Genomic DNA, 26,208 nt, shown 5'->3' on the forward strand with positions numbered 1-26,208 from the left:
TCCTGCCAATCGCCGTTTTTCTCAAATGTTATGCAAAGATAGCCAAATTCAGTGAATTACGGGCTATGATTGCTTGAATTTATATTTAAGTCCATACTCTTCAAGTTTGCTGTATAGTGTTGTCCTGCCTATGCCGAGCAGTTCTGCGGCGACACTCCGGTTGCCGTTTGCCTGTTTCAACGCACGCAATATCCGCTCCTTATCCTCCGCGTCATTGCGCAAGGCGAAGCTGACAGTAGAGGTCGGTTTCGTCACGGCAAGTTCCAGATGCTCTTTCATGACAACACCTTCCTGCGCCTGCAATACAGCACCCATAACTTTCTGCCGAAGTTCCCGCACGTTGCCCGGCCATGCGTGTGTCAGCAACGCTTTACGTGCTTCGGAACTGAACCCGCTCACGCTACACTCCAGCTCTCTGTTTGCCATATCACGGAAGAACTCTGCCAGCGGCATAATGTCTTCTTGACAGTCACGCAACGGAGGAACGGTTATCCCGAAGTCGTGCAGGCGGTACAGAAGATCCTGCCGAAAACGCTTTTCATTCACCGATACCTCCAAATCTTCATTGGTAGCAGCGATGATGCGGACATTGAAATTCCGGTCTGCCTTGTCTCCGACCGGGCGATACCGCCTCTCCTGTATGGCACGGAGCAACATCTGTTGGGTTTCCAACGCGAGGTTTCCTACCTCGTCCAGAAACAACGTGCCGCCTTCCGCCTCATGGAAATATCCTTTCTTGGCATTGTCCGCACCTGTAAATGCACCTTTGACGTGTCCGAAGAAAGCCGACGGTGCAAGCTCTTTGGAGAGTGAACCGCAGTCCACCGCCACAAATGGCTTGCCTGCACGTTTGCTCTTGTCATGCAACAGGTGGGCAATATGCTCCTTGCCCGTGCCGTTCTCACCAAATATCATCACGCTCATATCGGTGGCGGCTACCAGCCTTATGCGGTGCATGATTTTCTGAAAGGCGGAACCTTCACGGGCGAATATAGGCATACGGCGTTGTCCTGCCTGACGTTCTTTCAGTATGGAACGGATCAGGGGGACAAGTTTATCCTCCACAAGCTGTTTGGGAATATAGTCTATCGAGCCGAGTTTCATGCTTTCCACGGCGGTATTAACTTCGGCGTAGTCGGTCATAATGATGAAGGGCTGCATCTTTCCCTCCTTTCGCATCCAGCACAAAAGGTCTATGCCACTGCCGTCAGGCAGACGCAGGTCGGCAACCACGATATCATTATCTGTTGCCTGTTGCAGATGTTTCTTCGCGGTTGAGAGGTGGTAAGCCTTCATATTGCGGTAGCCCTCCCGTGACAGCATATTGCAGACATATTCGCAATACACGATGTTGTCTTCCACCACAATTATTTTTGTCTTATCCATCTTCGTATTTTCTCCTTTCCTCTTCTGCCAACCGTATTATTTCCACTCCCTTATCCAGCACAGCAGTCACGGCATGGCTTAACGCTTCACCATCCGGGAGAGCATCGCCACGAAGCAATCCGTAAAGTACATTCAGCGGTTGGTCGGCACGGAGCACCTCCCACGAACTGCGCAGGTGGTGGATCAGGGAATCCAGCTTTTGCAGGTCTTTTTCTTTTGCTGCATCCCGTACCGCCTGCATTTCCTTTTCTGTTTCAGTTATCAACTTTTCCAGCATGACGGCTTCATTGCCATAGGACAATAAGGCGGAAAAGTCCGGTTTCCCGTCCGGTGTCGCTTTTATGGCACACCTGTCGGAAACCTCCATCAGTTCCGATATGGAGAACGGCTTGAACAGGCATCCGGCAAAGCCTTTTGCCAATAGTTCCCCTTTGTTACAACTGCCCGAAGCGGTTGCCACAACCACCGGGATTGTTGGTGAATTGCCCACGTTGGACGAACGCAACAGTTCCAGCAATTCGAAACCGTTTATACCAGGCATATTCAAGTCTGTCAGCAACAGGCTGTATTCTTTCTGGCGTATCATTTCCATCAGTGCCGCAGCATCGGTGCAAGTGTCGCAGTGTATTCCTTCTTGGGAATACATCTCTTTCAGCATTAGAAGTAATACCTCATCATTGTCAATGGCGACAACATCATGGAATTTATTGTTATGATAAACAGGTGTATTGCTTGTATATCCAAGCTGTTCTTCAGCTTCCTGCATAGAAATTTCAACTGTGAAACGACTGCCTTTCCCTTTCTTGCTGTCCAAACGGATTGTTCCGCCAAGCATCGACACAATATTACGCATTATGGCAAGCCCAAGCCCGAAACCCTCCTTTGCAGCGGCATTTGATAGACGTTCAAACGCACCGAACGCTTGTTTCTGTTCCTCTTCTGTCATGCCTGTACCTGTATCTTCAATGACCAGTGTCAGAACTCCATTATCATATTCAGTAATCAAAGAAACACCGCCTTCTTCTGTGAACTTGACAGCGTTTGACAGCAGGTTATTCCCGATTTGTATTATTCGCTCTTTGTCGGTCAATACAATGGCATCGTGTCCAGTCTTCACGGACAAGGACAACCCTTTGTTCACGGCAACAGGCATGAACTCCGTTTCAAGTGTGTGCGTGATTGCAGAAATCCGGCAGGGTGACAGACGGGGCTGTTCCTTGCCGTTGTCCAGGCGGAAGAAGTCAAGCAAAGTGTTGAGCATATCCCGCATACGGTCGGAGGATTGCAGTATATTTTGGATATATTGCCCATTATTACCGCTATTGCATTCTTTCCGCAAAAGTTCGGTATAGCCGGTTATTGCCGTCAGTGGTGTACGCAACTCATGGGTAATAGTATATACCGCTTTCTTTCGGGAGGTTATGAGTATCTCATTTTGTTGCACGGACTGTTCCAATTGCTCGATCAAATCCGTTGTCTTGCGTTTGTATCGTTTAATGTTCTTTGCATCACGGTGTATGATGATATAGGAAATGACCAACAGCAAAAGAACAAATCCCATCAAGCCGCCTATCTGCATAAATGATTTTTTACGCATGGCTGTTATCTCGCTTTCTCTATTTTGTAAATCAGATTGCACCTTCTTTTCGATTTGGCAAATCAATCCTTGCAGTTGTCTGTTAAGTTCTGCATTACGAGCAGCAAGACTATCGGCTTGTTCTGACAATCGACGGCTCTGCGCATTCTGTTCGTTGACCATGTTTCTATTGGATGAACGGAGCGTAGTCGTTGTTGTCGTTGGCTTCGTTCCCTCTTTTTTGCCGAAGATGCTCAAGAAACCTTTTCATTTTGGCTTTTTGGACTGTTCCTGCACACTTTTCTGCACAATAACCGGAATTTGATTGGCTATCTTCTTGTTAATAGATTGTTGTTCATCCATTAACCGGACTATCTGGAACATCTGTCGTTCCTTATCCTCTAAAAGACTGCGCACACTATCGATGCGCTCTGCTGGATAGGTGGCCTTGAAACGGCAAAGCATACTGTCCATTGCCATACGCCGTGCATGGTAATGCTCGATATCTTTATCGTTCCATTCCAGTATTGTTTCACCCAATAGAGAAAATTTTATCATTTGAATATTGATATTGTTTATTTCTTTTCGGAGCTCGTCTATTTTTTTATTGCCAAGTTCTAATGCTTCTATCTCCTGCCATTCATAGAGGCTATTATATGCCATACATCCGATAAGAATGGAGATAAGTATATATCCCAACTGTATTGCCTTATAGAAATTTCCTGACCGCTCCATTATTTTGATGACATTGATTTTTGGAACATGAATAAAAGTTTATCTTTTTCGTTCATGCGGATATTATCAGAATAACCGCCTTTTGTTATTTGATACCCGCATGGCTTAACCATAAAAATGCCTAAGCCCTTAGTGTATGAACTTACTTCTGATGCATAGTCTTTACTTGTATTTAATGGAACTTTCCCTTTAATATGACACCACTCATTATTGCAACTGATGTCTTCAATCTCAGACATCATTTTTTGCAAATCTGTAATAGCTTTGGAACTTGCCGCTTGGGGTATCTGCAACTCAAAATAGAGCATCGGTTCGAGAATGTCCACACCTGACTGTTGCAAGGCCAGCCTGAAGACATAAGGGGTCAGCTGTCTGAAATCAGCAGGTGTACTTACCGGGCTATAATACTCGGCTTGAGTAAAAGTTACTTTCAGATCAGTCACTTCCCATCCATGTAACCCGGATTGGCAAGACATACGAATCCCTTCAAAAACGGCATTTTGAAAAGAATGGTTCAGATAACCATAGGAGATGTCACTTTCGATTTGCAACCCTGTCCCTAACGGTAAGGGTTCAAGAGTCAGCCCTATTGTGGCCCAATAAGGGTTGGGCGGCACTTCGATCTGAATAATCTTATTGACCTTTTTTACAGGTCGTTCTTTGTATATAGTCTTGATCTCATCAAAATGGACCTTTACGGAAAATCGTTCTTCCAGCAATGTCTGTATGATTTCCTTTTGGGTTAAACCATATAACGAGATTTCCAATTCATCACTATATGAGTTTATGGAAAAGGACAAAGACGGGTCTTCAATCCACAATGTATTCAGAGCGGATATCACCTTGCTTCTCTCTTCGGGCCTGTCTGGCCGGACGGAGGATTTGAGAGCGGGATGCTGATGCGATAATCCTTGAATCAAACAAGGTTCAGCACCTAAATAATCTCCGATTCGAAAATCTTCTATATCTTCTACAATCGCGATATCATTGGCACCCACTTCATCAACATTTATCTCTCTGCCCTGATAAATAGTCTTTAGATTTTTAATCTTGATGAATTTTTCCGAATCGTTGATTCTTACAACGTCTCGAAGTCTCAGACTTCCGTCAATTATTTTAAGAAAACTTCTTTTATGCCCTTTGGGGTCATGCTCTATCTTATAGAGATAAGCTGAAAGTCTGTTTGAGACTGATGCCGGAGGAAGTATAAAAGAAGAAATGGCGTCCAACAACTCATTGATACCGATATTGAACATTGCTGATCCATGTAGCACCGGATAGACTTTGGCTTTTGCCACAAGAGCGATTATCGTATTCCAATAATCAGCCGGTGAAATTTCGCTATCCGCCAAATATCGTTCTAATATATCGTCGTCATGGTTGCATACAAATTCTTTGTATTCTTCCTTTATATATGTTTGGGAGCAAACCGGATAAACCGATCCATCGACAACAGTTTGCATAAACAGGACATCTTGCGACAGATTTGTTTTTATATCCATATACAAACGCTCCAAATTCACACCGGCACGGTCAATCTTATTGATAAATATAATTGTCGGGATTTGCAGCTTTTGTAAAGTACTGAACAGCAACTTTGTCTGCGCTTGTATGCCTTCCTTTGCGGATAAGATGAGGACTGCTCCATCAAGCATTTTGAATGTCCGCTCCACTTCCGCAATAAAATCCATGTGTCCCGGAGTGTCAATGATATTGCATTTCACTCCATTCCAGATAATAGATGTCGTAGAAGCCCGGACAGTAATTCCTCTACGTTTCTCTATATCCATAGAGTCCGTTATGGTGTCACCATTATCCACACGGCCGCACTTTTCCGTTGCTCCACTGGCAAACAGCAGATTCTCGGTTACGGAAGTTTTTCCTGCATCAATGTGAGCAAGAATTCCTAAATTTATAATATTCATAATATTCATTTGGATTAAGCAATAATATACTACAGTAGATGCATTGTCGAAACGCACCTTTTAATACCTCCTCGTAGCATATGAGAACTACAGGATTACTAACTCGTATTAATATGTATATTATTACTGCCGCATAACGATTACAAAATTACACAAAAAAATATATCTAACAAAAGTGGGAGGATTTTTTAACTTTTTACCATAGACATTTTATTAGGGAAGCGTAGGTTCAACTGGCAAGTACAAATAAGTAGAAATGTTTGAACAACACCGTTTTAGGAAGTTGAAAAATCAAGTTTCTCTCTCGGTATAGCGTTTATTTTGGCCAATATCTTCTTTAGTTTAGCATTTGTGTATTTCCCATTCGTGTTCTATTTAGCTCCTTATTATGAGTATGTAGCAAGTTACTTATCAAATTCAGCCTCTTTGAGGGTCAAATATGGTTTTGCAAATGGTGACTGACAAGACATAAACAAGGTCAGCAGGAATTTTTTACATAAATGGACATGAATGTATATAACCTAAAATAAGAATAAATTTTAATAAGGGCTGCCCAAAAAGAAAAAAATGCAGTTGCCATCCTATAGATACTTGCAGAAAGGATAAAATTTACTTTTAGACCTTTTGGGATAGCCCTTATTAATACTTCAGATAAAATTCCTTAGGTTATATTTTCAATCCTTTGGACCGGGTTTCCTCCTTGGCATACAGTCCCGGACGCCCGATTATGACATGGTTGGCAACGATACTATCCGCCGGACTGCGTATCTGCGGCGGTGCATTTTCGGGATATTGCGCCTGCCTGTTCCTCACATCTTCCGCTTCCGGCTTGAGCTGTTGCCCTTCATTCTCCTTTTCTGCGACTTCGGGCGTGGGTGGCGCAAGCTCCAGCTGAATTTTTCGGTCAAGGGCGGCAAGTTCGGACTTCAACTGCTTCAGCTCGTCCTCCTTCTTCCACACCTTACCCGCTATCTCCTGTAACTGCGGTATCTCCATCTCCAGCACCTCGTTCTTCGCCTTGTACTGGTCGATGATGGAGGGTATCCTCTCCATCGCGTTGAGGAAGTTGCGGGCGGCGGCCAACGGGTCAGCCATCGCCAGATGCCCGTTGTTGTAGGTGTACTTGTAGTTCCCCTCGACCACGAAGCGGTTGTCGGTGAACTCCAATCCCTCTTTGAGTATCCTTTCGCTCACCACCTTTATCGGAAAACCGTAAAGTTCACCGACCTGCGTGTACAACCCTCCGGTCGTGGCATTCTTGGCTATCTCCTGCAAACGCTTTCCGATGACCTTCTCATCGGCGGAATCCACTCCGTCCACCTTTATTATATTAAGGCGGTTGCCCTCCTTGTCGGTCTGCACCACCGACAGGAAGCGGTTCCAGTCCTCCGTCATGGCATCTATGAAAGCCGTGTTGTTGCGCAACTCGCCGGTCTTTGACTCCAGCTTGAACTCCGAATCACGCTTGCCCTTGTTGAACGACTTGCGTTCCCCTTCGAGCGATGCGATCCGCTTTTCCAGTTTCGCCTTGTCCAACAGGTCGGTATTGCCGGAGAGCAACGCCATGTATTCCGAGAAATTCATGCCCGATTTTTCGTCCATTGCCCCCTCGTCGATGGTACGCGCACCCATCGCACCGCTTTTGAGCTGGCTTATGAAAGTCTGCTTGCAGTGCAGGAGGTTGAACTTGTAGCTGTCCAGTGACTTCTCCACCGCGTAGATGATTACATCCACGTTGTTCCCGGCGAAATGTTTGGCAATCTCATTACCTGCCCTAACTCCGCGTCCGTCACGCTGTTGCAAGTCGGACGGTCGCCACGGCGTATCGAGATGATGGATAGCCACACACCGTTTCTGGGCGTTCACACCCGTTCCGAGCATAGAGGTAGAGCCGAACAGCACACGCACCGTTCCGGCGTTCATGGCGTCTATCACCGCCTTCCGCGCCTTGTCGGTCTTGCACTCCTGAATGAAGCGCACCTCGCTTGGCGGTATACCGTAGTCCTCCGTCAGTTTGCGCTTGATTTCCGAATAGACGTTCCACCCGTCGCCCGGCTGGTATGTCCCCAAATCAGAGAAAACGAACTGCGTGCCTTTCTGGGCGTCGTATTTTTGATAATACTCCGCGATCATCTTGGCACAGTGACTCGCTTTGTTGTCGGGATGATCTTCGTAATTCGGGTCTATCATGCGCATGTCGAGTGCCATTTTCCGGGCATAGTCCGTGGCGATGAGCATCTTCGCCTTTTCTTCCGTTTCCGAAAGCGGCAGCCTGCCCAACAAGGTGGCATCGCCCGTCTTGGCGAACTGCATCAGTTTCTGTATGAAGTCCTCCTGTTCCGGCGTGGGCGGTATATGGTGCAGTATCTCGTTCTTGGCAGGACGGTCAACGCCCACATCCTCCGCCGTGCGGTAGTCCGTGATTTCATTATAGAAGGCGGCAAGCTCCGGCACTTTGATGAAGTAGCGGAAACGCTCCTTCTGGACCACATTGTTCGTCACGTTAAATTCAAAATCCGTCGTCTTCTTGGCAAATATCGCCGCCCAAGCGTCGAAACACCTTATGTCCTGCCGTTCCAGCTCCTTCGGGCGCAGGTACTTGAACAGCAGGTACAATTCAGTCAGTGAGTTGCTGATAGTCGTGCCGGAGAGGAAGGTCGCACCCAAGTCTTTTCCTGTGCGCTCCTGTATGGTGCGTATGGCAAAGAGCATGTTAAGTGCCTTCTGGCTTCCCTCGCTGTTTCCCAATCCCGCCACACGGTCGTGGCGCGTGTTGAAAGTCAGATTCTTGAACTGGTGGCTCTCATCTATGAAGATGTGGTCGATGCCCATCTGCTTGAAATCCACCACGTCGTCCGTGCGTGACTTTATGGCGTGTTCCACCTTCTCCAGCTTCGCTTCAAGGTTGTGCTTGCGCTTCTCCAATCCTTTCAGCATCGCCCGCGACACGTTCTTTCCCTGCTGCCGTAGCACTTCGAGGTTTTCCTCCACCGTGTCAAGCTCTGCTTGCAGGATGCGCTGCTGCAATTCCGGCGACTGCGGTATCTTGCCGAACTGGTCGTGCGACATGATGACGCAATCGTAGTCGTTGTTCTTTATATTATTGAAGAAGCGCACACGGTTGGCGGTCGAAAAGTCCTTCTCCGAAGCGTACAGAATACGTGCGTTGGGATATGCCGCCTGATAGGTGGCTGCAATCTCCGCAACGTTGGCTTTCAGCCCGATAATCATCGGCTTGTGTGCCAAATTCAGACGCTTCATCTCATGCGCGGCGATGCACATTATCAGCGTCTTACCGGTTCCCACCTCGTGGTCGCAAATTCCGCCGCCGTTCTGTTTCAACATCCAGACGCAATCCATCTGTGAGGGATAGACGCTCTTGATACCCCGGCTTGCCAGCCCTTTCAGGTTGAGGTCGGGAAAGGTCTGATGGGAGCCGTCGTAGCGCGGGCGCACGAAACAGTTGAACTTGCGGTTATACATCGTCACAAGCCGCTCCTTGAACTGCGGCGACTGCTCTTCGAGCCATTCGGAGAAGCCGTTTCGTATCTCGTCAATCTTGGCGTTGGCGAGTTGTATTCCCTCGCTGTCGCGCATCTTGATGTCGTTGCCATGCTCGTCCTTGCCGATGGACTTCATCATGTCAGGGCAGGTGTTGTGCAGGGCGTGTTTTAGGAGGTGCATACCGTCATAGTTCCGGTAATACCCCTTCACCAGAAACTCGTCCGTGATTTTCATGGTGCGGTAGCCGCACACCACCGAAAACTCGTCCATGCTTGCGGAATAGGCGATTTTCACCTCCGTGTCGAACAGCCGGCTCATGTAGGCGGCATAGACACCCGTCGGAATCCAGCGTTCCCCGAAATTGAAGTCCAGATCCTCGAAGGCGATGCGCTGCGGCTCGGCATCTTTCAGAGCCTCCAACGCCTGCTTCACCTCCGGCATACGCTCATTTTCGGGATTGTCACCCATCCATGCCTCTATGCGTTCCGCTTTCTCTATGACATTTCCGGCGATGAAACGGTCTTTGATTTCGTAACCGGTCACGAGCGGATTGTAGTAGATGCGCCCTTGCAGGGCAGTGAGCAAATCCTCCGCCGTGCTGTCGGTTATCTCCCGCATATAGTCGAGATTGACCGTACCATATTTGTTGAGCGACGCAGACAGGGCTTCTTCGGGAGAGCCTACGTTGGCATGGCTCTCCACCGCGAAGGAAACAGGATGCTCGAAGATGTCCGCCTTGACGAACTTTCCGTTTTCCATCCGTTCCAGCGAAAGGATGTCGCGCCCGCCCGCATCCATCATCACTAACTTCACGTTCTGCTTGGCGTTGAGGTTGCCGTAGCGCATGACAAACTCATCGTAACAGGTATTCAGATGCTCTCGCCACGGAACATTTGCCTCGCGCCGGAGCGATTCATAACGGTACAGACGCTCGTAGGCGTCACGCAGCGACACATACAACAACGCCTTTTCCTTCTGGTATCCTTTCAGGTCGAGCGGCTGGAATGTCGCCCCGTATGGCGTGATGTCTTTCAGGTAGCCGATGTTATGACGCCCCCGGTCAGCCACCAGCGACCCTTCGCGCAGGTGCATCTCCGGCGTGCGGTGGTAGGCACGCGGAGAAAGGTCCACGACTTCCTCCTTCGGCTTTTCCGCTTCGATGTCGGGGAAAAGGAAAGTCCCCACCGCTTCCGATGGGGTATCTGTAACGGCAGGTGCGGCGACTGCCTCCGGCTGTGTTTCCTCCTGTCGTGGCTGCTCACGGGAAGTTTCCGGCACGGCTTTCACTTCCGTCTTTTCCGCCACTTGTTTCTCGTTATGCTGCCTTGCCAGTTCCCGAAGTTCTTTCCTACGCTCCGGCGTCAAACCCATCATCATTTCATAGAAACCGTTGATGGGAGGATTGGTATCCCAGTCCAGTGTGGCATAGATGTCGTCCGGGTCGGCAGGCTTGGCGGTGTTCTCCGCTTTCACCTCCTTATTCTCCATTGCGGGTTTTGCAGTTGGAGCTGTCGGTGTAACCGTGACTTTCGGTTTGGGCGGAGTGGACTTTGCCGTAACTGCCTTTTTCACCGTCTTTTTCTTTTTGGAGGTTTTCGGTTGGCTGACCTCTTCCGTCATCCCCCAGAGGTCAAGCAGGGTGAGCTGCACGCCTGCGGAATATTGCGGGCGCGGTTCTATCTCCGGCTTTTCATCTGCGGGTTGCGGCTTTTCTGTCGGAGTTTCCACCGTCTGCGCCGAGGATACTGTTTCCAATTTTATGGCAGGACGCTCTACTTTATTTTGAACGGCAACTTTTTCTTCCGTTCCTGCCTGCCGGATTGAACCCGAATACAAGCGCATGGCAAGCCTGTAATGGAAATCCTCGTCGAGCATACGGCGCAAATCCCCGGCGATGCCTGCTGCCTTGCCCTCGTGCAGATAAACCATAGCGGGCTTCCCGTAGGGGTCTGTGTCAAGTTTCGCCATCGTATGCACGATGCGTTCCGGGTGGTGGATGAAATAGGCGTTGTCGGTCAGGGCGGTTTTCGTGTCCGTCTGTATCACGGTCATCAGCCGCTCGTCCTGCGACATTTCCTTCTTGCTGAGGTTCTTTTGCAGGACAATCAGGTCACTGCCCACCTCCGTGCCCGCGTTGTCCGTGAACAGGTTGTTGGGCAGGCGTATCGCGGATACCAGATTGGCCTGACTGAACAGCTCGTTACGCACGGAGGTCTTGGTGCTATTCAATACCCCTTGCGAGGTGATGAACGCCACGATACCGCCGTCACGCACGGCATCCAGTCCTTTGAGAAAGAAATAGTTGTGGATGGTTTTCTGGGCGGAGCGTCTGCCGAAAGAGTCGCTCCGCTGAAACTCCGCGTCGAACACGGCAATGTCACCGAACGGAATGTTGGACACCGCCAAGTCGAAATAATTGTTGAACGGTCTTTCGATTTTCTCAAAACCGCAGGTGCGCATTTTCTGGTCGGGATAGAGATGCCTCAAGATTGTACCCGTGAGCAGATCCTTCTCGAAAGCCATCACATCCGCATTGGGGCTGTGCCGCAGCATGGAATCCACGAACACGCCGACACCTGCCGACGGTTCGAGCATACGGGCGGGGCGGACGCTGTAATCTGCCAGCACGTCCGCGATGGTGTCGGTTATCTCTTTGGGGGTGTAGAAAGCGGTCAGCACGGACGCTTTCAGCGAATCCACAAACCGCTTGTACTCTGTTTCGTCCTTGCTGTTCTCACGGATAAGCCTGTGCAGCTCCACCGTCGGGGCGAACAGTTCGAGGTCGGATTTCGCCCACCGGACGGCATCCGTCAGTTCCTTTGCAGGGTTGAGGATACATTTCAGACCGCCGAAACCGCAGTACCTTTGAAGTATGGCACGCTCTTCGGTTGTCGCTGTCCTATTTTCCCTGTCAAGGATGAATGCCGTCCGTATCGCCTCGATGTTGTCCCGCAGTTTCTGTTTGCGGTTAAACGCCATATTCGTCTAAGTAAAGGACGGTTGCTCCCGTCAGCTCCGTGTAGAGCAGGTCGTAATCGGAAGACAGGGCGAAATTGTCATCCGAGAGGTCATAGACGGAGAACACGTTGCCGACAAGCGGCAGCAGTTTCAGGACAAAGGCTTCACGCTTCTCTTCCGGCACTTCATCGGCAAACTCGTTTTCCACGACTTCGCGGAGGATGGCGTAACGGGAATAATGCAGCCCGCGCAGCAGCGTGTCCATCGCCAGTTCCTGCGCACCATCGGCGGGATAGCCTTCAAGCCGTGCCCTCTCATACGTTTCGGCGGCACGGTCGGCCCGTTCCCGTATGAAAGCGGTGTCGTCAGCCTGTTCAAACTTGTTCGTGCGGAGATAGTCCAGCAGGTACAGACCGTAATAGGAAAAGTCGGTCTGACCCTCGTTTTTCTTCTTGTTGTTCATTACTTTGGATTTAGCGGATTGATAATTAACGGGATAATCGGTTGGAAAAAGGAAGAAAAAGGCACTCGGTATCCCTCCGAGTGCCACCACTAAATCCAAAGTATGAGTGTAATCCGGTATCGAAGAACAATTCATTACTCTGAACAAGTGGCAAAGTTAATACTATTTCTTCCGTCCTGAAAATTTCTTGTCCTTTTTAGCCTCCGGGAACACAAAAGTCGTGTTATATTCCCCGTCAAAGGCGACAACAGCATCGAAACTCTTGCCCTGTTTGCTCTTGAACCCTTTGAGCAGCTTGGTATGCCCTTCGGTGAGCAGGTCTTTGATTTCATCGTCGGACAGGGTGCGTCCCGCTTTCAGCCGGAACACGGGCAGTCCGCACTCCGTGTTGTCGCAGCGTACCACCTTGCCGTAGAACCGCATCCTGCCCGTGCCACACTTGGGACACGCGCAGCCGGAGTCACGGCTGCCGAAGAGCTTGTCGCACGAGATCAGTTCGGAGGTTATCTCACGTGTGTACGCCTCTATCTCCTTGCGGAAGGTGTCGTCGGACAGTTCCCCGCGCTCGATACGCGCCAGCTCCTTTTCCCATTCGCCCGTCATGGCAACATCGGCGATGCGCATCGTCTTGACGACGGAATTGAGGGCAAGTCCTTTTTCGGTGGGAACAAGCGACTTCTTGCAGCGTTCCATGTAACCGCGCTTGAAAAGCGTTTCGATGATGGAGGCGCGTGTGGCGGGAGTACCGATGCCACAGTCCTTCATCGCCTGCCGCAGTGCGTCGTCCTCAATTTCCTTGCCCGCCGTTTCCATTGCCGAGAGCAGGGTGGCTTCGGTATGCAGCGGCTTGGGTTTGGTCTTTCCTTCGGTAATGGACGAGCCTTTCGGTGTCAGCGTGTCGCCTTCCTGCCAGCCGGGGATGGTAATTTCCTCTTTTTCCTCGCCATAGACGGCACGCCATCCGGTTTGCTTCACGACGCTGCCTTTTACGGTAAACTCCACTCCGGCACATTCCGCCGTGACAGTGATCACATCCTTGACGCATTTCTCAGAGAATGCCTCGACCATGCGCCCGGCAATCATCTGATAGATGGTATTGTCCTCTTTGGAGAGGAAGAGCGGTTTCTCACCCGTGACGAGCAGGGCATGGTGGTCTGTCACCTTGCCGTCGTCCACGCTGCGGCGTGTCGGGGCGGCTTTTGCCCGCACCTTGTCTTTCCATTCGGGCTGTGTGCCGATGAAAGCGAGCAGTTTGGGAATTTCGGCAAACACGTCTTCGGGGATGTAGCGGCTTCCCGTTCTCGGATAGGTTATCAACTTCTTTTCGTAGAGTTTCTGCGCGATTTCAAGCGTCTGTTCCGCCGTGAAGCCGTGCTTGGCGTTGGCTTCTTTCTGGAGCGTGGTCAGGTCGTAGAGCAAGGGAGTTTCCTCCGTCTTCTCCTTGCGCTCGGCTTTCGTGACAGTGGCGCAACCTGCCGCCTTTACCTTATTATATAGTTCCATCGCCGGTTCTTTCTCTTTCCATTTCTCGGAGGATGAGAATTTCACGACTTCGCCGTCGCAACCGTCCGTTGCGATATGGAGCTGCCAGAATGCTTCGGACGTAAAGCGGCGGTTCTCCCAGTAGCGTTCACATACCATAGCCAACGTTGGTGTCTGCACCCGCCCCACGGAATACGTGCCGTGTCCGGCGGCGATGGATAACGCCTGTGTGCCGTTGATGCCCACGAGCCAGTCGGATTCGCTCCGCGCTTTGGCGGCGAGGTAGAGGTTGTCGTATTTGCTGCCGTCTTCGAGTTTCCGCAGTCCCTCGCGGATAGCTTTGTCGGTGAGAGAGCTGATCCACAGGCGCACGAAAGGAGTGGTGCAACCCGTATAGTGGTAGAGGTAGCGGAAGATAAGCTCTCCCTCGCGTCCGGCATCGGTCGCCACGATGATATGTTCGCTTGTGTCGAACAGTCTTTTGATGACTTTTATCTGCGACACCACGCCGCTGTCGGGCTTGTAACCTTTCTCCGTCCTGACCTGACGGGGGACGAGCGTGAATGTGTCGGGAATAATCGGGAGGTTGTCACGGACAAATCCGCGCACGCCGTAGCCGTCGGGCATGGCAAGCTGAACGAGGTGTCCGAATGCCCATGTCACGGCATAACCGCCTCCCTCGAAATATCCTTCCTCTCTCTTTGTCGCGCCCACGATGCGGGCGATTTCACGTGCCACGGAGGGCTTTTCTGCAATGATTGTCTTCATGTCTTCTTCTTTTTTGTTGATACTTTGGATTTTATTTTGGATTCAGTGGCGGACACGGGATTACATTTTCATGCCCTTGCCCGTTTTCTTCTGCGGCTTCTCCTGCTGCTGTTGCTGGCGGGCGTCCTTCGGGTTGGTCTGACCTTTCTGCAACGGCTCTCTCAGATTCTTTGTAGCCTCGTTGGTCTTGCCATCGTTGTTCACCGCCACCTGCGTGCGGCTCTCGTTGGACGGAGCAACCTGCTGTGCATTGTCAGGGTTCGTGTCGTAGCGGTACGGGCGTCCCTTCTCCGGGTTGAACTTGATATACATCGTGGCATGGAAGCCCTGCTTGTCGGTCACGTTCTCCAGCTTCACGGCTTTACCCGCCACATAGTCGGCTTTCTGCTGGTCGGTGAAGCTCACGCCGCTCCATTTGCTGATGGGGCGGATGCTGCCGTCCTCGTTCGTCCACGTGTTGCGGCGTTGCTCCTTCTTGGTCTGTGCGGCATTTTCCCCGCCCTGCGCCTGACTTTTCGATGTGTCGCCTTTGGTTTCCTGTGTCTGTGCGGTACGGGGCGACTTGCCGGTTCCCGGCACGAACTCCACGCCGCGCTGCTCCACGTTCACTTGCAGGGTGGTGACGAACTTTCTGCCGTCGTTGCGCTCGATGAGCTTGTCGCGTACGGGCAGTCCGGCGCGGAGCATGTCCCGCTCCTGCGTGGTGATTTCCGTCTTGCCGATGCGCTCCGGGATGCGCACCCTGCTTGCCGGAATGTCCGTGATTTCATTCGTCTTGCGGTCGATGCTGATGTAGGAGGGGATGATCTCGCCCGTTTCCCTGTCCACAATGTCCACGACCCTACCGAGATTGCCCGTTTCGCGGAGGTTCTTCCGGTCATTGTCGGAGAATTTGTGTTCCTTGTACTCATCCAGCTTCTGCTCCTTGCGGATGAAGTGCGGCACGAGGCTGATGTTTCCCTCACCGTCCTTCTTGAAGGAGAGGCGGGCGTCCAGCTCGAATGATTCGCCGCCGAAGGTCGGTTTGACCTTTACCAAGTCGGACTTGCCATAGTTGAGCATCTTCGTAAGGTCGCCGGACTTTTCAAGGTTGTCCCGCTTTACGCCCCATCTGTCCTCCAGCTCCTGCCAGTTGATTTTACTCTCGTCGATGGGCTGGTAGCCACGTTTGCCCTGCATCTGTTCGGATTTGTCCTGTTGCTGTTCTTTCCGTTGTTCCATGTTCTCCTGTTTTTGAGGTTCTTGTTTCTCTGTCTGTTGTGCTGCCATCTCTTCCTGCACCTTCTTCTCATAGTCGGAGGTGTCCACCTTGTGAGGGGCGAGCAGCTCCTTGTTCGCTTCGGGGTCTTTCAGCAGTTGCTTCATCACCTCTAAGAGATTTTCAGCTTGGTCTGCCGCAATGCGGTAGAAACCGAAGCGGCTGGGTTCCTTGCACTGCCGGAAGAAGTTCTTGAAGAAGTTGTCCAGCACGTCGCCATGTCGGTCGAATTGCAGGAAACTCTGCGCGTTCTCCGCTTTTGCGGGGGTGCGCTTGGGTGTGCCGTCCGCGTTCAGCCCGGCTACCACGCTGATCTCGCCTGTCTTCTCGTCACGGACTACCAGCACGTCCTTTTCGTCTTTTTTCTTTGCCATCTGAAAAATGTTTTAATGGGTTATTTATGAAAGAAATTATGGATACGAGCCTTGTAGAAGGCTATATCTTCCTTTTTGAAGTCCTTGATATGGTTGGAAAGGAATGTCAGCACGTCCTCCTCGCTGTAATAGGTCTTCTTGCCCAGCGTCTTGTAGGGCAATGCGCCTACGCTGCGGTAGCGTTGGAGGGTGCGTTTGCTTATCTGGAGCAACATGCACAAATCCTGATTGTCGAAAAGGCGGATGCTTTCCGTGATAGTGGGCTGTTTCCCCTCAGCCTTCATCGCCAGCAGCAGTTCGTCCTGACGGTCGAGCCGTTCCATCAGCTTCTGCATCCAGCCCTCGAAGTTGTTTCGTGTGAGCAGTTCCATGACCTATGTCCTCCTTCCTTTTGGTTTGCCGCCCGTGCGCAGCGTGTGGTTGTGGAACAGGGTGTCTATTGTCCCTTCCTCGTTCCTTACTGTGTTGTCCTCCAATAGCCGCAGTATCTCGGAAAGGCGGTAGCGGCAGCTTCCGCGTACCACCACATACTCGATACGGTGGTCGGTGCGCATACGCTGCATGGTGCGCTTGCTCACGTTGAGCATCTTCGCCGCCTGTGCCGTGTCAAGCAGCTTGTCTTCGGTTTCCCGCTTCCGTTTCTTCTCGTCCCTTGCCTCGCGGATGTACCCTGCGATGTTCGCAATCTGCGCCATCATCTCCTTGTAGGCGGAACTTTCCATTGTTATCACTTTCATGTTCAGTCCTTTCTTTTTGTTTCTGCGACAAAATTCGGCAATAAACAAAAGGGGCTTTAACAACTCACTACGTGACTCACGTAAGATTTTTGCGGAAGATGGCTCCGTAACCCGGTCAAACGGCGCAACAGGCAGCCTTTCAGCGGAAAACGATACGTCTTGTATGCCGTTTCGTTACCTTTGCGGCAAACTCTAAATGACATGAATATGGAAATAGTATCTATCGAGAAAAAGACTTTCGAGATGATGGTGGCGGCATTCGGCGCACTCTCGGAGAAGGTCGCCGCCCTGAGGCGCAAAAGCGACACGGGGCGCATGGAAAGATGGCTCACGGGCGAGGAGGTCTGCGGGCAGTTGAGAATAAGCCCGCGCACGTTGCAGACGCTGCGTGACAGGCGGCTTATCGGCTACTCGCAGATAAACCGCAGGTTCTATTACAAGCCAGAGGAGGTGAAGCGGCTGATACCGCTTGTCGGCACGCTCTATCCGCACGGCAGATGATTTGATTTATTCACCCACTGAATCCGAAGTTATGATGAACGAGAACAACGATGTTTTTACGATGGAAGACGAGCCGATAGCCTCTGTGGTGCAGGATATGCGCAAAGGCTCGAAATGGCTGTCCGCATTTCTGGAAAGCTACCGTCCTCCGCTGGACGGGGAACGTTACCTGACGGACGGCGAGGTGTCGGAACTGCTCCGTGTGAGCCGGCGCACCTTGCAGGAATACCGCAACAACCGCGTGTTGCCCTTCATACTTTTGGGAGGGAAGGTGCTTTACCCGGAAACGGGGCTGCGCGGGGTACTGGAAGCGAACTACCGCAAGCCGCTGGAGTGAGGCGGTTTCATGAAAAAGTAAACGGGTGACACCTTTTGTGGTGCTACCCGTTTACTTGTCTTATGGGGTATGTGCAATCAGCAATACCCGGCTTTTCCGTTCTGTATGAACATCACGTATGTCTGCCGTTTCTCTTGTGAGAGTGCCTTTCCCACCAGCCATGTGCGGAACAGGTGGGTGTTGTAGGTATTCACCCTGAAAGCGACCGGGATGATGATTTCAAGGGCGTACACGTCCGCGTGCAGCCCGTTTTCAAGCTGCATGTAGCGGCACACCTCGTAGTCGTTCAGCACGTCCGACTTGCGGACGGCTCTGATGGCGGCGTTCACTGCCGGGACGGTCGTATGGAACAATCCGGCTATTTCGGTGGCGGTCATCCACACGTCGTTACCGGTTACGCTGACTGCCTTGTCCTCGATGATGATTGTGTCACGTTTCATGGCTTTTCTTTTTAGATGGTGCAACCTGCAAATTCCTCGACGCCGTTCAATCTTGCGGCAAGGTTCTCCATGTCCTGATTGAGCTTCTCTTTGGTTATCTTTGCGTAAATCTGCGTCGTCTTTATGCTCTTGTGTCCGAGCATGGAGCTGACCGTTTCGATGGGAACACCGTTGGAGAGGAATATCGTCGTGGCTGCCGTGTGGCGGCTCTGATGCCACGTGATATGCTTGGTGATGCCGCAACGCTTGGCGACGGCACGGATACCGGCAAGGCACGTGTTATAATGCGGAACGGGAAATATCCTGCCGTCCCCGCACAGTCCCCGGTATTTGCCGATTATGCGGTTGGCGATGTCGAGCAGGCGGATGTTGGACACCACGCCCGTTTTCTGGCGGTTGATGTTTATCCACTCGTGTTCGTCGAAGTAGGTGCGGATATTCTCTTCCGTAAGGTTGCGCATATCCGCGAACGACAGCCCCGTGAAGGCGCAGAACAGGTAGAGGTCGCGGTACAATTCCTGTTTGGCGTTTTTCAGTTTCCCCTCCATCAGCAGGCGGATCTCATCTTTGGTCAGGAAACTGCGTGTTGTTTCCTCCTTCTTGATTTCATACTCGCGGAACGGGTCGCGCGTCAGCCACTCGTTGTTGATGGCGATGAATACCATCGTCCGTAACGGGCAGACGTACAGCCACACGGTATTGGTGCAGCAGTGCTTGTCCGTGCGCAGGAACATCTCGAAGTCGGAGATGAAAGCCGGGGTAAGCTCTTTTAGGGCGATGTCCTTCACATGGTAGCGGATGTCGAGGAACTCTTGCATGTGCTTGTAAACGGTGCGGTACTTCAGCAGCGTGCCTTTGGCTTTCATGCCTGCCTCCACCTGCTTCTCGTAGTCCTCGTTGTGCTGGCGGAACACCTGCATCAGCGTGTGGTAGCGGTGTTCCAGTCCGAGAAAGGCGTTCTTCACCTTCTCCGCCGTGACGAAGTTGTCACGCTCCATGATTTCCTGATAATGCCTGTTGATGCGTACCCGCATCTTGTCAAGCATACGGTTCGTTTCGAGTGCCGCCGTGCTTCTGCCCGTGACACGTCCACCTTTGGTGTCCCACAGTTTCGGATCGACAGTCAGTTTGCAGCTGAACTGTGTCTGGCTGCCGTCCACCGTGATGCGTCCCATGACGGGAACTGTCCCGTCCTTTTTCACTACCTGACGCTTGAGGTAGTAGATTACTGAAAATGTACTCTTCATTGTCCTTAATTTTTGGGTTTCAAAATTAGTTGGTGAAGAGTCCGGTGTTGGTACGCAAAACGGGGAGGAACGGCGCAATCTTTTTCCGTAACCTGATTTTTCGCATGAGTTATGGATAACTCACTATTCCTTAGAGCCTTGTTTCGCTATTCGTACCCGTTTGTCGCATTTTCGGGCATGGTTACGAACAAGTAACGTAGCGGCGTCAGGATTTGGCTTCGGCAGGGATTGTAATGGCTTCACGGATTATCGCCACTTCAACCAAAACCCTTGTAACTCAATTCTATCACTATATCTTTCCGCATTTCACTTTTTTGTAGTAACTTTGCACTACCAAAAACAAAAAATTAATGTCCAATCCTTTATTTTATGCAAAAATTTTACTCTTTGGGGAGTATGGTATCATAGAAAATTCTCAAGGGCTTACGGTGCCTTATAGTTTTTATAAAGGTACTTTAAAATTTTCTGATTTATTCACAGAGTTTGAACAACAATCTAATGCTTCACTATTGAAGTACGCTGATTATTTAGAAAGCTTGAACTTACCACAAGCCTTTAAAATAGATACTGCTGCACTTAGAGCGGACATTAAACAAGGCTTATTTTTCGATTCTAATATTCCACAAGGCTATGGTGTAGGCAGTTCGGGGGCATTGGTTGCTGCGATTTTTGAGCGCTATTCCCAGACTAAATATCATCCTGATCACATTAGTAAAGACGAACTAAAAAGTCTTAAACAAGTATTTGGTACTTTAGAGAGTTATTTCCATGGCAAAAGTTCTGGGATAGACCCTTTAATTTGCTATATGAACCTGCCTATCCTCATTGAAAATAAAGAAAATGTAGACAAAGTAGCACTCCCCGAAGAAGCACAAGGGAAGGGTGCCATTTTCTTAATCGACTCTGGCATGGTGGGCGAAACAGGACCTATGGTTCAAATCTTTTTTGAGAAATTGAAAAATGAAGGCTTTAGAAAAACGCTAAAAGAAGAATTTATCCGATACAATAATGCGTGCATTGAGGCGTTCTTAAAAAAAGATATGAATCCGTTCTTTAAAAATTTGAAAAAACTTTCACTCTGGGCATACGAACATTTCCGTCCGATGATTCCAGAAAGTATTTTTAATATTTGGAAAAAAGGATTAGACACCAATTCTTATTACCTAAAACTTTGCGGCAGCGGTGGCGGTGGCTATATTTTAGGCTTCACACAAGATTACGACAAAGCAGAAGAAATGCTGAAAGGGTTTAAAAAAGAAGTGATTTACCGTTTCTAATAGCGGGCTTATGAATAAATCTAAACGATTTTATTTTTCAAAAAAAATTACTGAAAGTCCAAGGCTGTATAGGCTATCTCAACTCATGAGCCTAATGCTAGGCGCCAAAATATTTCCTTTAGTATTCTATACATTAACACTTTATGTATCCACTTTTTTCTTATTTAACCAAGAAGAGAGTTTACGCAAATTTGTATTTGATTATAAGGTACATGGGATTATTCTTTGCTCTATATTATCCATTGCCGCAGGTGGACTAATTAACCAATTTTACGATAGGGAACGCGACCAATTGATACGCCCTTTCCGCTCTTACTTACAATCGTTTACCAAGCAAAAATACATCTTATATTCTTATATTATTCTCAATACCTTATCTCTAGGTATGGCTTTTATGCTATCGCCAAGGATATTTGTATTTTTCTTAATTTATCAATTTTTTATTTGGTTTTATAGCCATAAACTCAGTCGAATGCTTTTAGTCAATAATTTGGTATTTGTGAGTCTATCGCTCTATCCATTTTTTGGACTGCTCGTCTATTACCAGCATTTTTCTTGGCAGCTGTTTTGGATGGCAATATTTCTATTTTTAATGCTGCTTATCATTGATATTTTAAAAGATTACATTACCCGAAATGCTGATAGATTGTTTGATTACCATACTATTCCTATTGTATTAGGCTACCGAAACACCCGCCGTATTTTATATGGGCTTTTAATCGCTAATATGCTCTCAGCACTAGTCATTATACAGAATTATAAAACCATTGGATTTCTCGGTTATTATTTTGGTGGCTCTATTGTAATATTAGGCTTTTGTTTAAGTTTTCTTTCCTCTTACCGAAAAATCAGCATTACCCATATCATAAATATTCTTAGAATTTGGATTTTTATAGGCGTTATTGTTATGCTATTTAATGGTGTCTACGAGAAGTTTTAAACTAATGATTATCAACTTTTAATCCTTCACTTATGACCTATATATTCTTTCGTAGGTTTGGAATTTAAAATCGTAGGCGTGTTTATCATCTTTTGTATGATGTTCTTCGTCTACTTTTTTCCATTCTTTAGGGTTAATTTCTGGAAAAAAGGTATCGCCGTTTAGTGTGGCATTAACTAAAGTTACTTCCAGTTTATCTGCTAAGTCTATCGTTTGTTTGTAGATACTTCCCCCACCGATAACGAAAAAGTCCTCGTCTATTTTTTTAGCAAACTTAAGGGCTTCTTTTAGACTCCCCACAATTAAAATGCCTTCTTCAAACCAGTCTTTTTTTTGGCTCACCACAATATTAGTACGGTTAGGCAAAGGTTTTCCAATGCTTTCGTAGGTTTTTCTTCCCATCACGATAGGATGTCCAGAAGTTAAATTTTTAAAATGCTTTAAATCATTAGGAAGATGCCAAAGCAATTGGTTATCAGCGCCAATTGCATTATTTTCCCCCATAGCTACGATAATCGTCATCATATATTTTTTGGTTTAATGCAAATGTAGCACATAATTTGTATATTTACGCCTGAAATATAAAAATAATTAATTATGGATAATAACAAAGGGTGCTTAAGCATCGGTACTATTTTAATCGTTTTAGGTGTTGTAGCCGTAGGACTATTCTTCTGGGGAAAAAATGGATACAATAATTTTGTAAACCAAGAACAGGAAGTTAATTCTAAATGGTCTAATGTAGAAACCGTATACCAAAAAAGAGCGAATTTGATTCCTAATCTAGAACGCGCAGTGAAATCATATTCACAATTTGAGCAAGAAACATTAACTAATGTTATTGAAGCTCGCTCTAAAGCCACTTCAGTAAACATTGACCCAACCAATATGACCGAAGCAGATATGGCAAAATTTCAAGCGACTCAAGGGGAATTAAGCGGTGCTTTAAGTCGATTGATGGCGGTAGTGGAGCAATATCCAAATTTAAAAGCAGACCAGCAATACATCAATTTCCAAAGAGAATATACGGCTATTGAAAATAGCATCAGAACAGAAACTGTTTACTATAACGATGCGGCTAAAGAGTATAATAGCACAATTAAAAGATTCCCGAACAATATCTTAGCGAACTTTACTAATTTTAAAGAGAAACCATACTTTAAAGCAGATGCTGGTGCACAAAAAGCGCCTGAAGTTTTTAAATAAATGAAAAGCCAATTTCTTACAGAACAAGACATAGCTTCCCTAGTGGAAGTTATTCGTGTGGCAGAACATCAGTCTACTGGCGAGATTAGAGTGCATATAGATGCCAATACTGAAACTCAAAATGCAAAAAAAGCATTTGAAGTCTTTAAGGTTTTAGAAATGAACCAAACGTCAGAACGAAATGGCGTGCTCTTTCATGTTAATTTTGAACAACGCTACCTCACCATAGTCGGCGACGAAGGTATTCACAAAAAAGTGAAGCAATCGTTCTGGGATACACTACACGATAAAACCACAGCGGCATTTAAGCAAGAACAATATTTTGGAGGCCTGCGAAATGCCATTTTAGAAACGGGCAAAGAACTAAAAAAACACTTCCCTATTAGTGGGGATAATCCAAACGAATTACCTGATGAGATTACCTTCTCTTAGACTTTTTTTCATACTGCTCTTAGCTTTTGGGCAGCAACTTTTTGGGCAATATACCATTCCCGAAAAGCCTGCAATTCTCTACCCCGTTTATGATGAGGTAGGATTGCTCACCTCGAGTGAAAAAGAGCAACTGAACCAAAAACTCATTGCCTTTGCGGATTCTACTTCTACGGAAATAGAAGTCATCATCATTCCTTCCACCAAGGGTGAAGACATCAATTTCCTGGCGACTCAATTCGGGCAACAATGGAAAATTGGTCAGAAAAAGGTGGATAATGGAGTGGTTTTTCTTATCGCTACCGAAGACCGAAAAATGTCTATCCAACAAGGGCGTGCGGTGGAACAATATTTAACCGCCTCTACGGCAGGGCAAATTCTGGATTATCTGGTTACCCCAAGATTTAAAAACGGTGAATGGTATGAGGGTATCAATTATGGTACGACTGCCATAATGGAGGCCGTACAAGGGAAATTCAAACCTATAAAAAAGGAACCTCAATCAGAAGATGGCATCACCAAATATATTATTATTTTTATCATTGTTATTTTTATTTTAATGATGTTGAGCAATGGTAACAACGGCGGTGGACGCTATGATGACGATGATGTCATTATTTCGAGAAGAGGACGCCGTAGGTATTCTGGTGGTTTTTTCCCATTCCCAGGTGGTTTCGGCGGTGGCGGTTCATTCGGTGGTGGCAGTTCTGGCGGAGGCTTTGGTGGCTTCGGTGGTGGTGGCTCATTTGGTGGCGGTGGTGCTAGCGGTGGCTGGTAGACCTTAATTTTATCCATAACATTTTTTGATGCACAACATTTATATCCAACGCTGTATAGAATTGGCTCAAAAGGCTAAAGGTAACACCTACCCCAATCCTATGGTGGGGGCAGTGATTGTGTATCAAAATCAAATTATTGGTGAAGGCTATCATCATAAAGCGGGACAACCACATGCGGAAATCAATGCCATTAATTCCGTTCAAGATAAATCTTTATTAAAAGACTCTACCATATATGTGTCTTTAGAGCCTTGTGCTCATTATGGTAAAACGCCGCCTTGTGCTAAAGCCATTGCTGATATTGGCTTTAAAAAAGTAGTCATTGGTGCGATGGATTCTAACGAAAAAGTAAGTGGTAAGGGAAAAGCCATGATAGAAGCCGCAGACATTGAGGTAGTTTCTGGAGTTTTAGAGCAAGAATGTAGAGCTTTAAACAAAAGATTCCTAACTTATCACGAACAGAAAAGACCTTTTATCACTTTGAAATGGGCACAATCCAAAGATGGCTTTATCGACTTAGATTTCAAACCGACTCAAATTTCAAACCCTTTAGTCTCTCAATTGGTGCATAAAATGCGTGGTGAAGAGCAATCTATTTTGGTGGGTACCACTACGGCAATCCACGATAACCCTAGCCTCACAGCCAGACACTATGCAGGGAACAACCCTATCCGACTATTAATAGATTTAGATTTAAAAGTACCACAGCATTATCAATTATTTAATTCTGAAGCTCCAACCATCATTTTCAACCGATACAAAGAAGAAGAACAAGCCCATTTAAAATGGGTGAAAATCAATCCAGATGATGTGTTAAATAATATGCTACAACGGCTTTATGATATGCAAATTCAATCCGTATTGGTAGAAGGTGGCAGGTATACACTGCAACAATTGATTCATCAGAACCTTTGGGACGAAGCGTTAATTATTGAACATTCTGATTTATACTTAAAACACGGAACCCCAGCACCAGAGTTTAATGAGATAGCCAACTATGAAACTAAAATACGAGACAACCATTTAAGATATTTCCAACGCCATAAGTTCTAATTTCTATGGAAAACTATAGTTATAACACCATAAAGCAACCTGTAGTAGAAACTATTTTAAAAGAAAAAGGCAGTAAGTTTTTGGGCTATGCCTATCCCGTAAAAAACGAAGAAGAGATAAAACAAGCGCTAGAAAGCATCAAAACAGATCACCCAAAAGCAACCCACCATTGCTATGCCTACCGACTGGGCTTAGAAGGCGAAGATTACAGAGCCAATGACGATGGTGAGCCTTCTGGCAGTGCTGGATTGCCTATATACAATCAAATATTGTCTAGCGATTTAACCAATATTTTAGTGGTGGTGGTGCGTTATTACGGCGGTACTAAACTAGGCGTTGGGGGCTTGGTAAAAACTTATAAAGAATCAGCGAAACTGACTTTGGAAAAAGCAAAGGTGGTTACCAAAGAATTAGAAAGCACTTTAGAGTTGACCTTTCCTTTTAACTTGCAGAATGTCGCCTTTACTATCCTTAACCGTTTTGATACACAAATTATTAATTTTGATGCAAACGAAAACTGCCAAATCATCGCCCAGATTAAAACCTCTCAAAAAGAGCAAATCTTAGAACAATTTTTGGAACACCATCAGATAGAGACAAATATTCGGGAAGATTAGTTTAATTAAAACCTTGGAGGTGCTCACCTACGCTATTTAATATTAAAACAATCGCGTGTTTGATATCTTTTCGAGTTTCATCTACATTCCCTTCTAACTCGTAAGTGCTATATTGAACGGTATTGGCAAGATTTGAAAAACTCAATTTAATTTTAGCAGCATCCAAAACATTAGATTGATCTTTATGAAAAAAATCCATAGGGCATACTCAACAAT

At 47.6% G+C, this 26,208-nt stretch carries 23 protein-coding genes; 9 read left to right on the top strand and 14 right to left on the bottom strand.

The genetic code is table 11. The annotated features are described in order from the left end of the window. Window positions 1-63: 63 nt before the first annotated feature. The 10 genes from C237_RS0110690 to C237_RS14385 all read right to left on the bottom strand — a co-directional run bounded on the left by C237_RS0110690 (window position 64) and on the right by C237_RS14385 (window position 17,166). Complete coding sequence (locus tag C237_RS0110690) at window positions 64-1,386, bottom strand: sigma-54-dependent transcriptional regulator (RefSeq protein ID WP_026315643.1); 1,323 nt, start codon at window positions 1,384-1,386, stop codon at window positions 64-66. Beyond that, a complete protein-coding gene (locus C237_RS13715; RefSeq protein ID WP_018676466.1) occupies window positions 1,379-3,145 on the bottom strand; it encodes a hybrid sensor histidine kinase/response regulator in 1,767 nt (588 codons plus the stop codon). The genes C237_RS0110690 and C237_RS13715 overlap by 8 nt, the downstream gene beginning before the upstream one ends. Window positions 3,146-3,229: 84 nt before the next feature. After that, on the bottom strand, window positions 3,230-3,697 hold the full coding sequence (locus C237_RS15235) for a hypothetical protein (RefSeq protein WP_018676467.1): 468 nt from the start codon (window positions 3,695-3,697) through the stop codon (window positions 3,230-3,232). After that, window positions 3,697-5,622 carry a tetracycline resistance ribosomal protection protein Tet(Q) gene (gene tet(Q), locus C237_RS0110700; RefSeq protein WP_018676468.1) on the bottom strand — a complete coding sequence of 642 codons (1,926 nt, stop codon included), beginning with the start codon at window positions 5,620-5,622 and terminating at the stop codon, window positions 3,697-3,699. Before tet(Q) ends, C237_RS15235 begins: the two co-directional genes overlap by 1 nt. Window positions 5,623-6,288: 666 nt before the next feature. Further along, window positions 6,289-12,105: an N-6 DNA methylase gene (locus tag C237_RS0110705; RefSeq protein ID WP_004291462.1), complete on the bottom strand. Its 5,817-nt coding sequence runs from the start codon at window positions 12,103-12,105 to the stop codon at window positions 6,289-6,291. After that, window positions 12,095-12,547, bottom strand: a complete 453-nt coding sequence (locus C237_RS0110710) for a DUF1896 domain-containing protein (RefSeq protein ID WP_004304266.1) — start codon at window positions 12,545-12,547, stop codon at window positions 12,095-12,097. The genes C237_RS0110705 and C237_RS0110710 overlap by 11 nt, the downstream gene beginning before the upstream one ends. Window positions 12,548-12,709: 162 nt before the next feature. Then, the gene (locus C237_RS0110715) at window positions 12,710-14,797 is read right to left on the bottom strand and encodes a type IA DNA topoisomerase (RefSeq protein ID WP_018676469.1); all 2,088 of its coding nucleotides are present in this window, start codon (window positions 14,795-14,797) and stop codon (window positions 12,710-12,712) included. Between the two features lie 60 nt (window positions 14,798-14,857). Beyond that, the gene (locus C237_RS0110720) at window positions 14,858-16,429 is read right to left on the bottom strand and encodes a DUF3945 domain-containing protein (RefSeq protein WP_004291455.1); all 1,572 of its coding nucleotides are present in this window, start codon (window positions 16,427-16,429) and stop codon (window positions 14,858-14,860) included. Between the two features lie 20 nt (window positions 16,430-16,449). Further along, window positions 16,450-16,800 carry a helix-turn-helix domain-containing protein gene (locus C237_RS14380; protein ID WP_004291454.1) on the bottom strand — a complete coding sequence of 117 codons (351 nt, stop codon included), beginning with the start codon at window positions 16,798-16,800 and terminating at the stop codon, window positions 16,450-16,452. A 3-nt stretch (window positions 16,801-16,803) separates the two neighbouring features. Further along, window positions 16,804-17,166, bottom strand: coding sequence for a helix-turn-helix domain-containing protein (locus tag C237_RS14385; protein WP_004304264.1), 363 nt, complete (start codon window positions 17,164-17,166; stop codon window positions 16,804-16,806). 207 nt (window positions 17,167-17,373) lie between these two features. Between C237_RS14385 and C237_RS0110735 the strand changes: the two genes are divergently transcribed. Then, window positions 17,374-17,667 carry a helix-turn-helix domain-containing protein gene (locus C237_RS0110735; RefSeq protein ID WP_004304263.1) on the top strand — a complete coding sequence of 98 codons (294 nt, stop codon included), beginning with the start codon at window positions 17,374-17,376 and terminating at the stop codon, window positions 17,665-17,667. Window positions 17,668-17,698: 31 nt separating this feature from the next. Continuing rightward, the gene (locus C237_RS13405) at window positions 17,699-18,004 is read left to right on the top strand and encodes a helix-turn-helix domain-containing protein (protein WP_004291424.1); all 306 of its coding nucleotides are present in this window, start codon (window positions 17,699-17,701) and stop codon (window positions 18,002-18,004) included. A gap of 77 nt (window positions 18,005-18,081) precedes the next feature. On the opposite strand, the gene C237_RS0110745 is transcribed toward C237_RS13405, so the two are convergent. After that, complete coding sequence (locus C237_RS0110745) at window positions 18,082-18,444, bottom strand: hypothetical protein (protein ID WP_004291423.1); 363 nt, start codon at window positions 18,442-18,444, stop codon at window positions 18,082-18,084. Between the two features lie 11 nt (window positions 18,445-18,455). Then, complete coding sequence (locus C237_RS14395) at window positions 18,456-19,691, bottom strand: site-specific integrase (protein WP_004291422.1); 1,236 nt, start codon at window positions 19,689-19,691, stop codon at window positions 18,456-18,458. Window positions 19,692-20,041: 350 nt separating this feature from the next. On the opposite strand from C237_RS14395, the gene C237_RS0110760 reads away from it, so the two are divergent. Together C237_RS0110760 and C237_RS0110765 are read left to right on the top strand one after the other, a co-directional pair. After that, a complete protein-coding gene (locus tag C237_RS0110760) occupies window positions 20,042-20,968 on the top strand; it encodes a mevalonate kinase family protein (protein WP_018676473.1) in 927 nt (308 codons plus the stop codon). A gap of 10 nt (window positions 20,969-20,978) precedes the next feature. After that, entirely contained in the window at window positions 20,979-21,908 is a 930-nt protein-coding gene (locus C237_RS0110765) for a geranylgeranylglycerol-phosphate geranylgeranyltransferase (RefSeq protein ID WP_018676474.1), read from the top strand. A gap of 30 nt (window positions 21,909-21,938) precedes the next feature. Here the strand turns inward: C237_RS0110765 and C237_RS0110770 are convergent, their stop codons facing one another. Further along, window positions 21,939-22,433 carry a dihydrofolate reductase gene (locus C237_RS0110770; RefSeq protein WP_026315644.1) on the bottom strand — a complete coding sequence of 165 codons (495 nt, stop codon included), beginning with the start codon at window positions 22,431-22,433 and terminating at the stop codon, window positions 21,939-21,941. A 72-nt stretch (window positions 22,434-22,505) separates the two neighbouring features. On the opposite strand from C237_RS0110770, the gene C237_RS0110775 reads away from it, so the two are divergent. The 5 genes from C237_RS0110775 to C237_RS0110795 are packed head-to-tail and all read left to right on the top strand — an operon-like array spanning window position 22,506 to window position 25,992. Continuing rightward, the gene (locus C237_RS0110775) at window positions 22,506-23,114 is read left to right on the top strand and encodes a LemA family protein (RefSeq protein ID WP_018676476.1); all 609 of its coding nucleotides are present in this window, start codon (window positions 22,506-22,508) and stop codon (window positions 23,112-23,114) included. After that, the gene (locus C237_RS0110780; RefSeq protein ID WP_018676477.1) at window positions 23,115-23,546 is read left to right on the top strand and encodes a TPM domain-containing protein; all 432 of its coding nucleotides are present in this window, start codon (window positions 23,115-23,117) and stop codon (window positions 23,544-23,546) included. After that, entirely contained in the window at window positions 23,527-24,321 is a 795-nt protein-coding gene (locus tag C237_RS0110785; RefSeq protein WP_018676478.1) for a TPM domain-containing protein, read from the top strand. The genes C237_RS0110780 and C237_RS0110785 overlap by 20 nt, the downstream gene beginning before the upstream one ends. Before the next feature lie 28 nt (window positions 24,322-24,349). Further along, window positions 24,350-25,375, top strand: a complete 1,026-nt coding sequence (ribD, locus tag C237_RS0110790; RefSeq protein ID WP_018676479.1) for a bifunctional diaminohydroxyphosphoribosylaminopyrimidine deaminase/5-amino-6-(5-phosphoribosylamino)uracil reductase RibD — start codon at window positions 24,350-24,352, stop codon at window positions 25,373-25,375. Between the two features lie 5 nt (window positions 25,376-25,380). Further along, window positions 25,381-25,992, top strand: a complete 612-nt coding sequence (locus tag C237_RS0110795; RefSeq protein WP_018676480.1) for a YigZ family protein — start codon at window positions 25,381-25,383, stop codon at window positions 25,990-25,992. A 1-nt stretch (window position 25,993) separates the two neighbouring features. Here the strand turns inward: C237_RS0110795 and C237_RS0110800 are convergent, their stop codons facing one another. Continuing rightward, window positions 25,994-26,191 (bottom strand): hypothetical protein, encoded by a 198-nt coding sequence (locus C237_RS0110800; protein WP_018676481.1) that lies wholly within the window; start codon window positions 26,189-26,191, stop codon window positions 25,994-25,996. Window positions 26,192-26,208: the final 17 nt, after the last annotated feature.

Origin of the sequence: Riemerella columbina DSM 16469 (genome assembly GCF_000374405.1) — a bacterium.
In the GTDB taxonomy this organism is placed as follows: Bacteria; Bacteroidota; Bacteroidia; order Flavobacteriales; family Weeksellaceae; genus Riemerella; species Riemerella columbina.

Coding starts and splice junctions, on each gene's coding strand:
- C237_RS13405 (WP_004291424.1), top strand. CDS start 17,699: ATGATGAACGAGAACAACGATGTTTTTACGATGGAAGACGAGCCGATA.
- C237_RS0110775 (WP_018676476.1), top strand. CDS start 22,506: ATGGATAATAACAAAGGGTGCTTAAGCATCGGTACTATTTTAATCGTT.
- C237_RS0110800 (WP_018676481.1), bottom strand. CDS start 26,191: ATGGATTTTTTTCATAAAGATCAATCTAATGTTTTGGATGCTGCTAAA.
- C237_RS0110770 (WP_026315644.1), bottom strand. CDS start 22,433: ATGATGACGATTATCGTAGCTATGGGGGAAAATAATGCAATTGGCGCT.
- C237_RS15235 (WP_018676467.1), bottom strand. CDS start 3,697: ATGGAGCGGTCAGGAAATTTCTATAAGGCAATACAGTTGGGATATATA.
- C237_RS0110705 (WP_004291462.1), bottom strand. CDS start 12,105: ATGGCGTTTAACCGCAAACAGAAACTGCGGGACAACATCGAGGCGATA.
- C237_RS0110710 (WP_004304266.1), bottom strand. CDS start 12,547: ATGAACAACAAGAAGAAAAACGAGGGTCAGACCGACTTTTCCTATTAC.
- C237_RS0110765 (WP_018676474.1), top strand. CDS start 20,979: ATGAATAAATCTAAACGATTTTATTTTTCAAAAAAAATTACTGAAAGT.
- C237_RS0110735 (WP_004304263.1), top strand. CDS start 17,374: ATGGAAATAGTATCTATCGAGAAAAAGACTTTCGAGATGATGGTGGCG.
- C237_RS0110760 (WP_018676473.1), top strand. CDS start 20,042: ATGTCCAATCCTTTATTTTATGCAAAAATTTTACTCTTTGGGGAGTAT.
- C237_RS0110690 (WP_026315643.1), bottom strand. CDS start 1,386: ATGGATAAGACAAAAATAATTGTGGTGGAAGACAACATCGTGTATTGC.
- C237_RS0110745 (WP_004291423.1), bottom strand. CDS start 18,444: ATGAAACGTGACACAATCATCATCGAGGACAAGGCAGTCAGCGTAACC.
- C237_RS0110780 (WP_018676477.1), top strand. CDS start 23,115: ATGAAAAGCCAATTTCTTACAGAACAAGACATAGCTTCCCTAGTGGAA.
- C237_RS14385 (WP_004304264.1), bottom strand. CDS start 17,166: ATGAAAGTGATAACAATGGAAAGTTCCGCCTACAAGGAGATGATGGCG.
- C237_RS14395 (WP_004291422.1), bottom strand. CDS start 19,691: ATGAAGAGTACATTTTCAGTAATCTACTACCTCAAGCGTCAGGTAGTG.
- C237_RS0110720 (WP_004291455.1), bottom strand. CDS start 16,429: ATGGCAAAGAAAAAAGACGAAAAGGACGTGCTGGTAGTCCGTGACGAG.
- C237_RS0110795 (WP_018676480.1), top strand. CDS start 25,381: ATGGAAAACTATAGTTATAACACCATAAAGCAACCTGTAGTAGAAACT.
- C237_RS14380 (WP_004291454.1), bottom strand. CDS start 16,800: ATGGAACTGCTCACACGAAACAACTTCGAGGGCTGGATGCAGAAGCTG.
- C237_RS0110715 (WP_018676469.1), bottom strand. CDS start 14,797: ATGAAGACAATCATTGCAGAAAAGCCCTCCGTGGCACGTGAAATCGCC.
- ribD (WP_018676479.1), top strand. CDS start 24,350: ATGCACAACATTTATATCCAACGCTGTATAGAATTGGCTCAAAAGGCT.
- C237_RS0110785 (WP_018676478.1), top strand. CDS start 23,527: ATGAGATTACCTTCTCTTAGACTTTTTTTCATACTGCTCTTAGCTTTT.
- C237_RS13715 (WP_018676466.1), bottom strand. CDS start 3,145: ATGGTCAACGAACAGAATGCGCAGAGCCGTCGATTGTCAGAACAAGCC.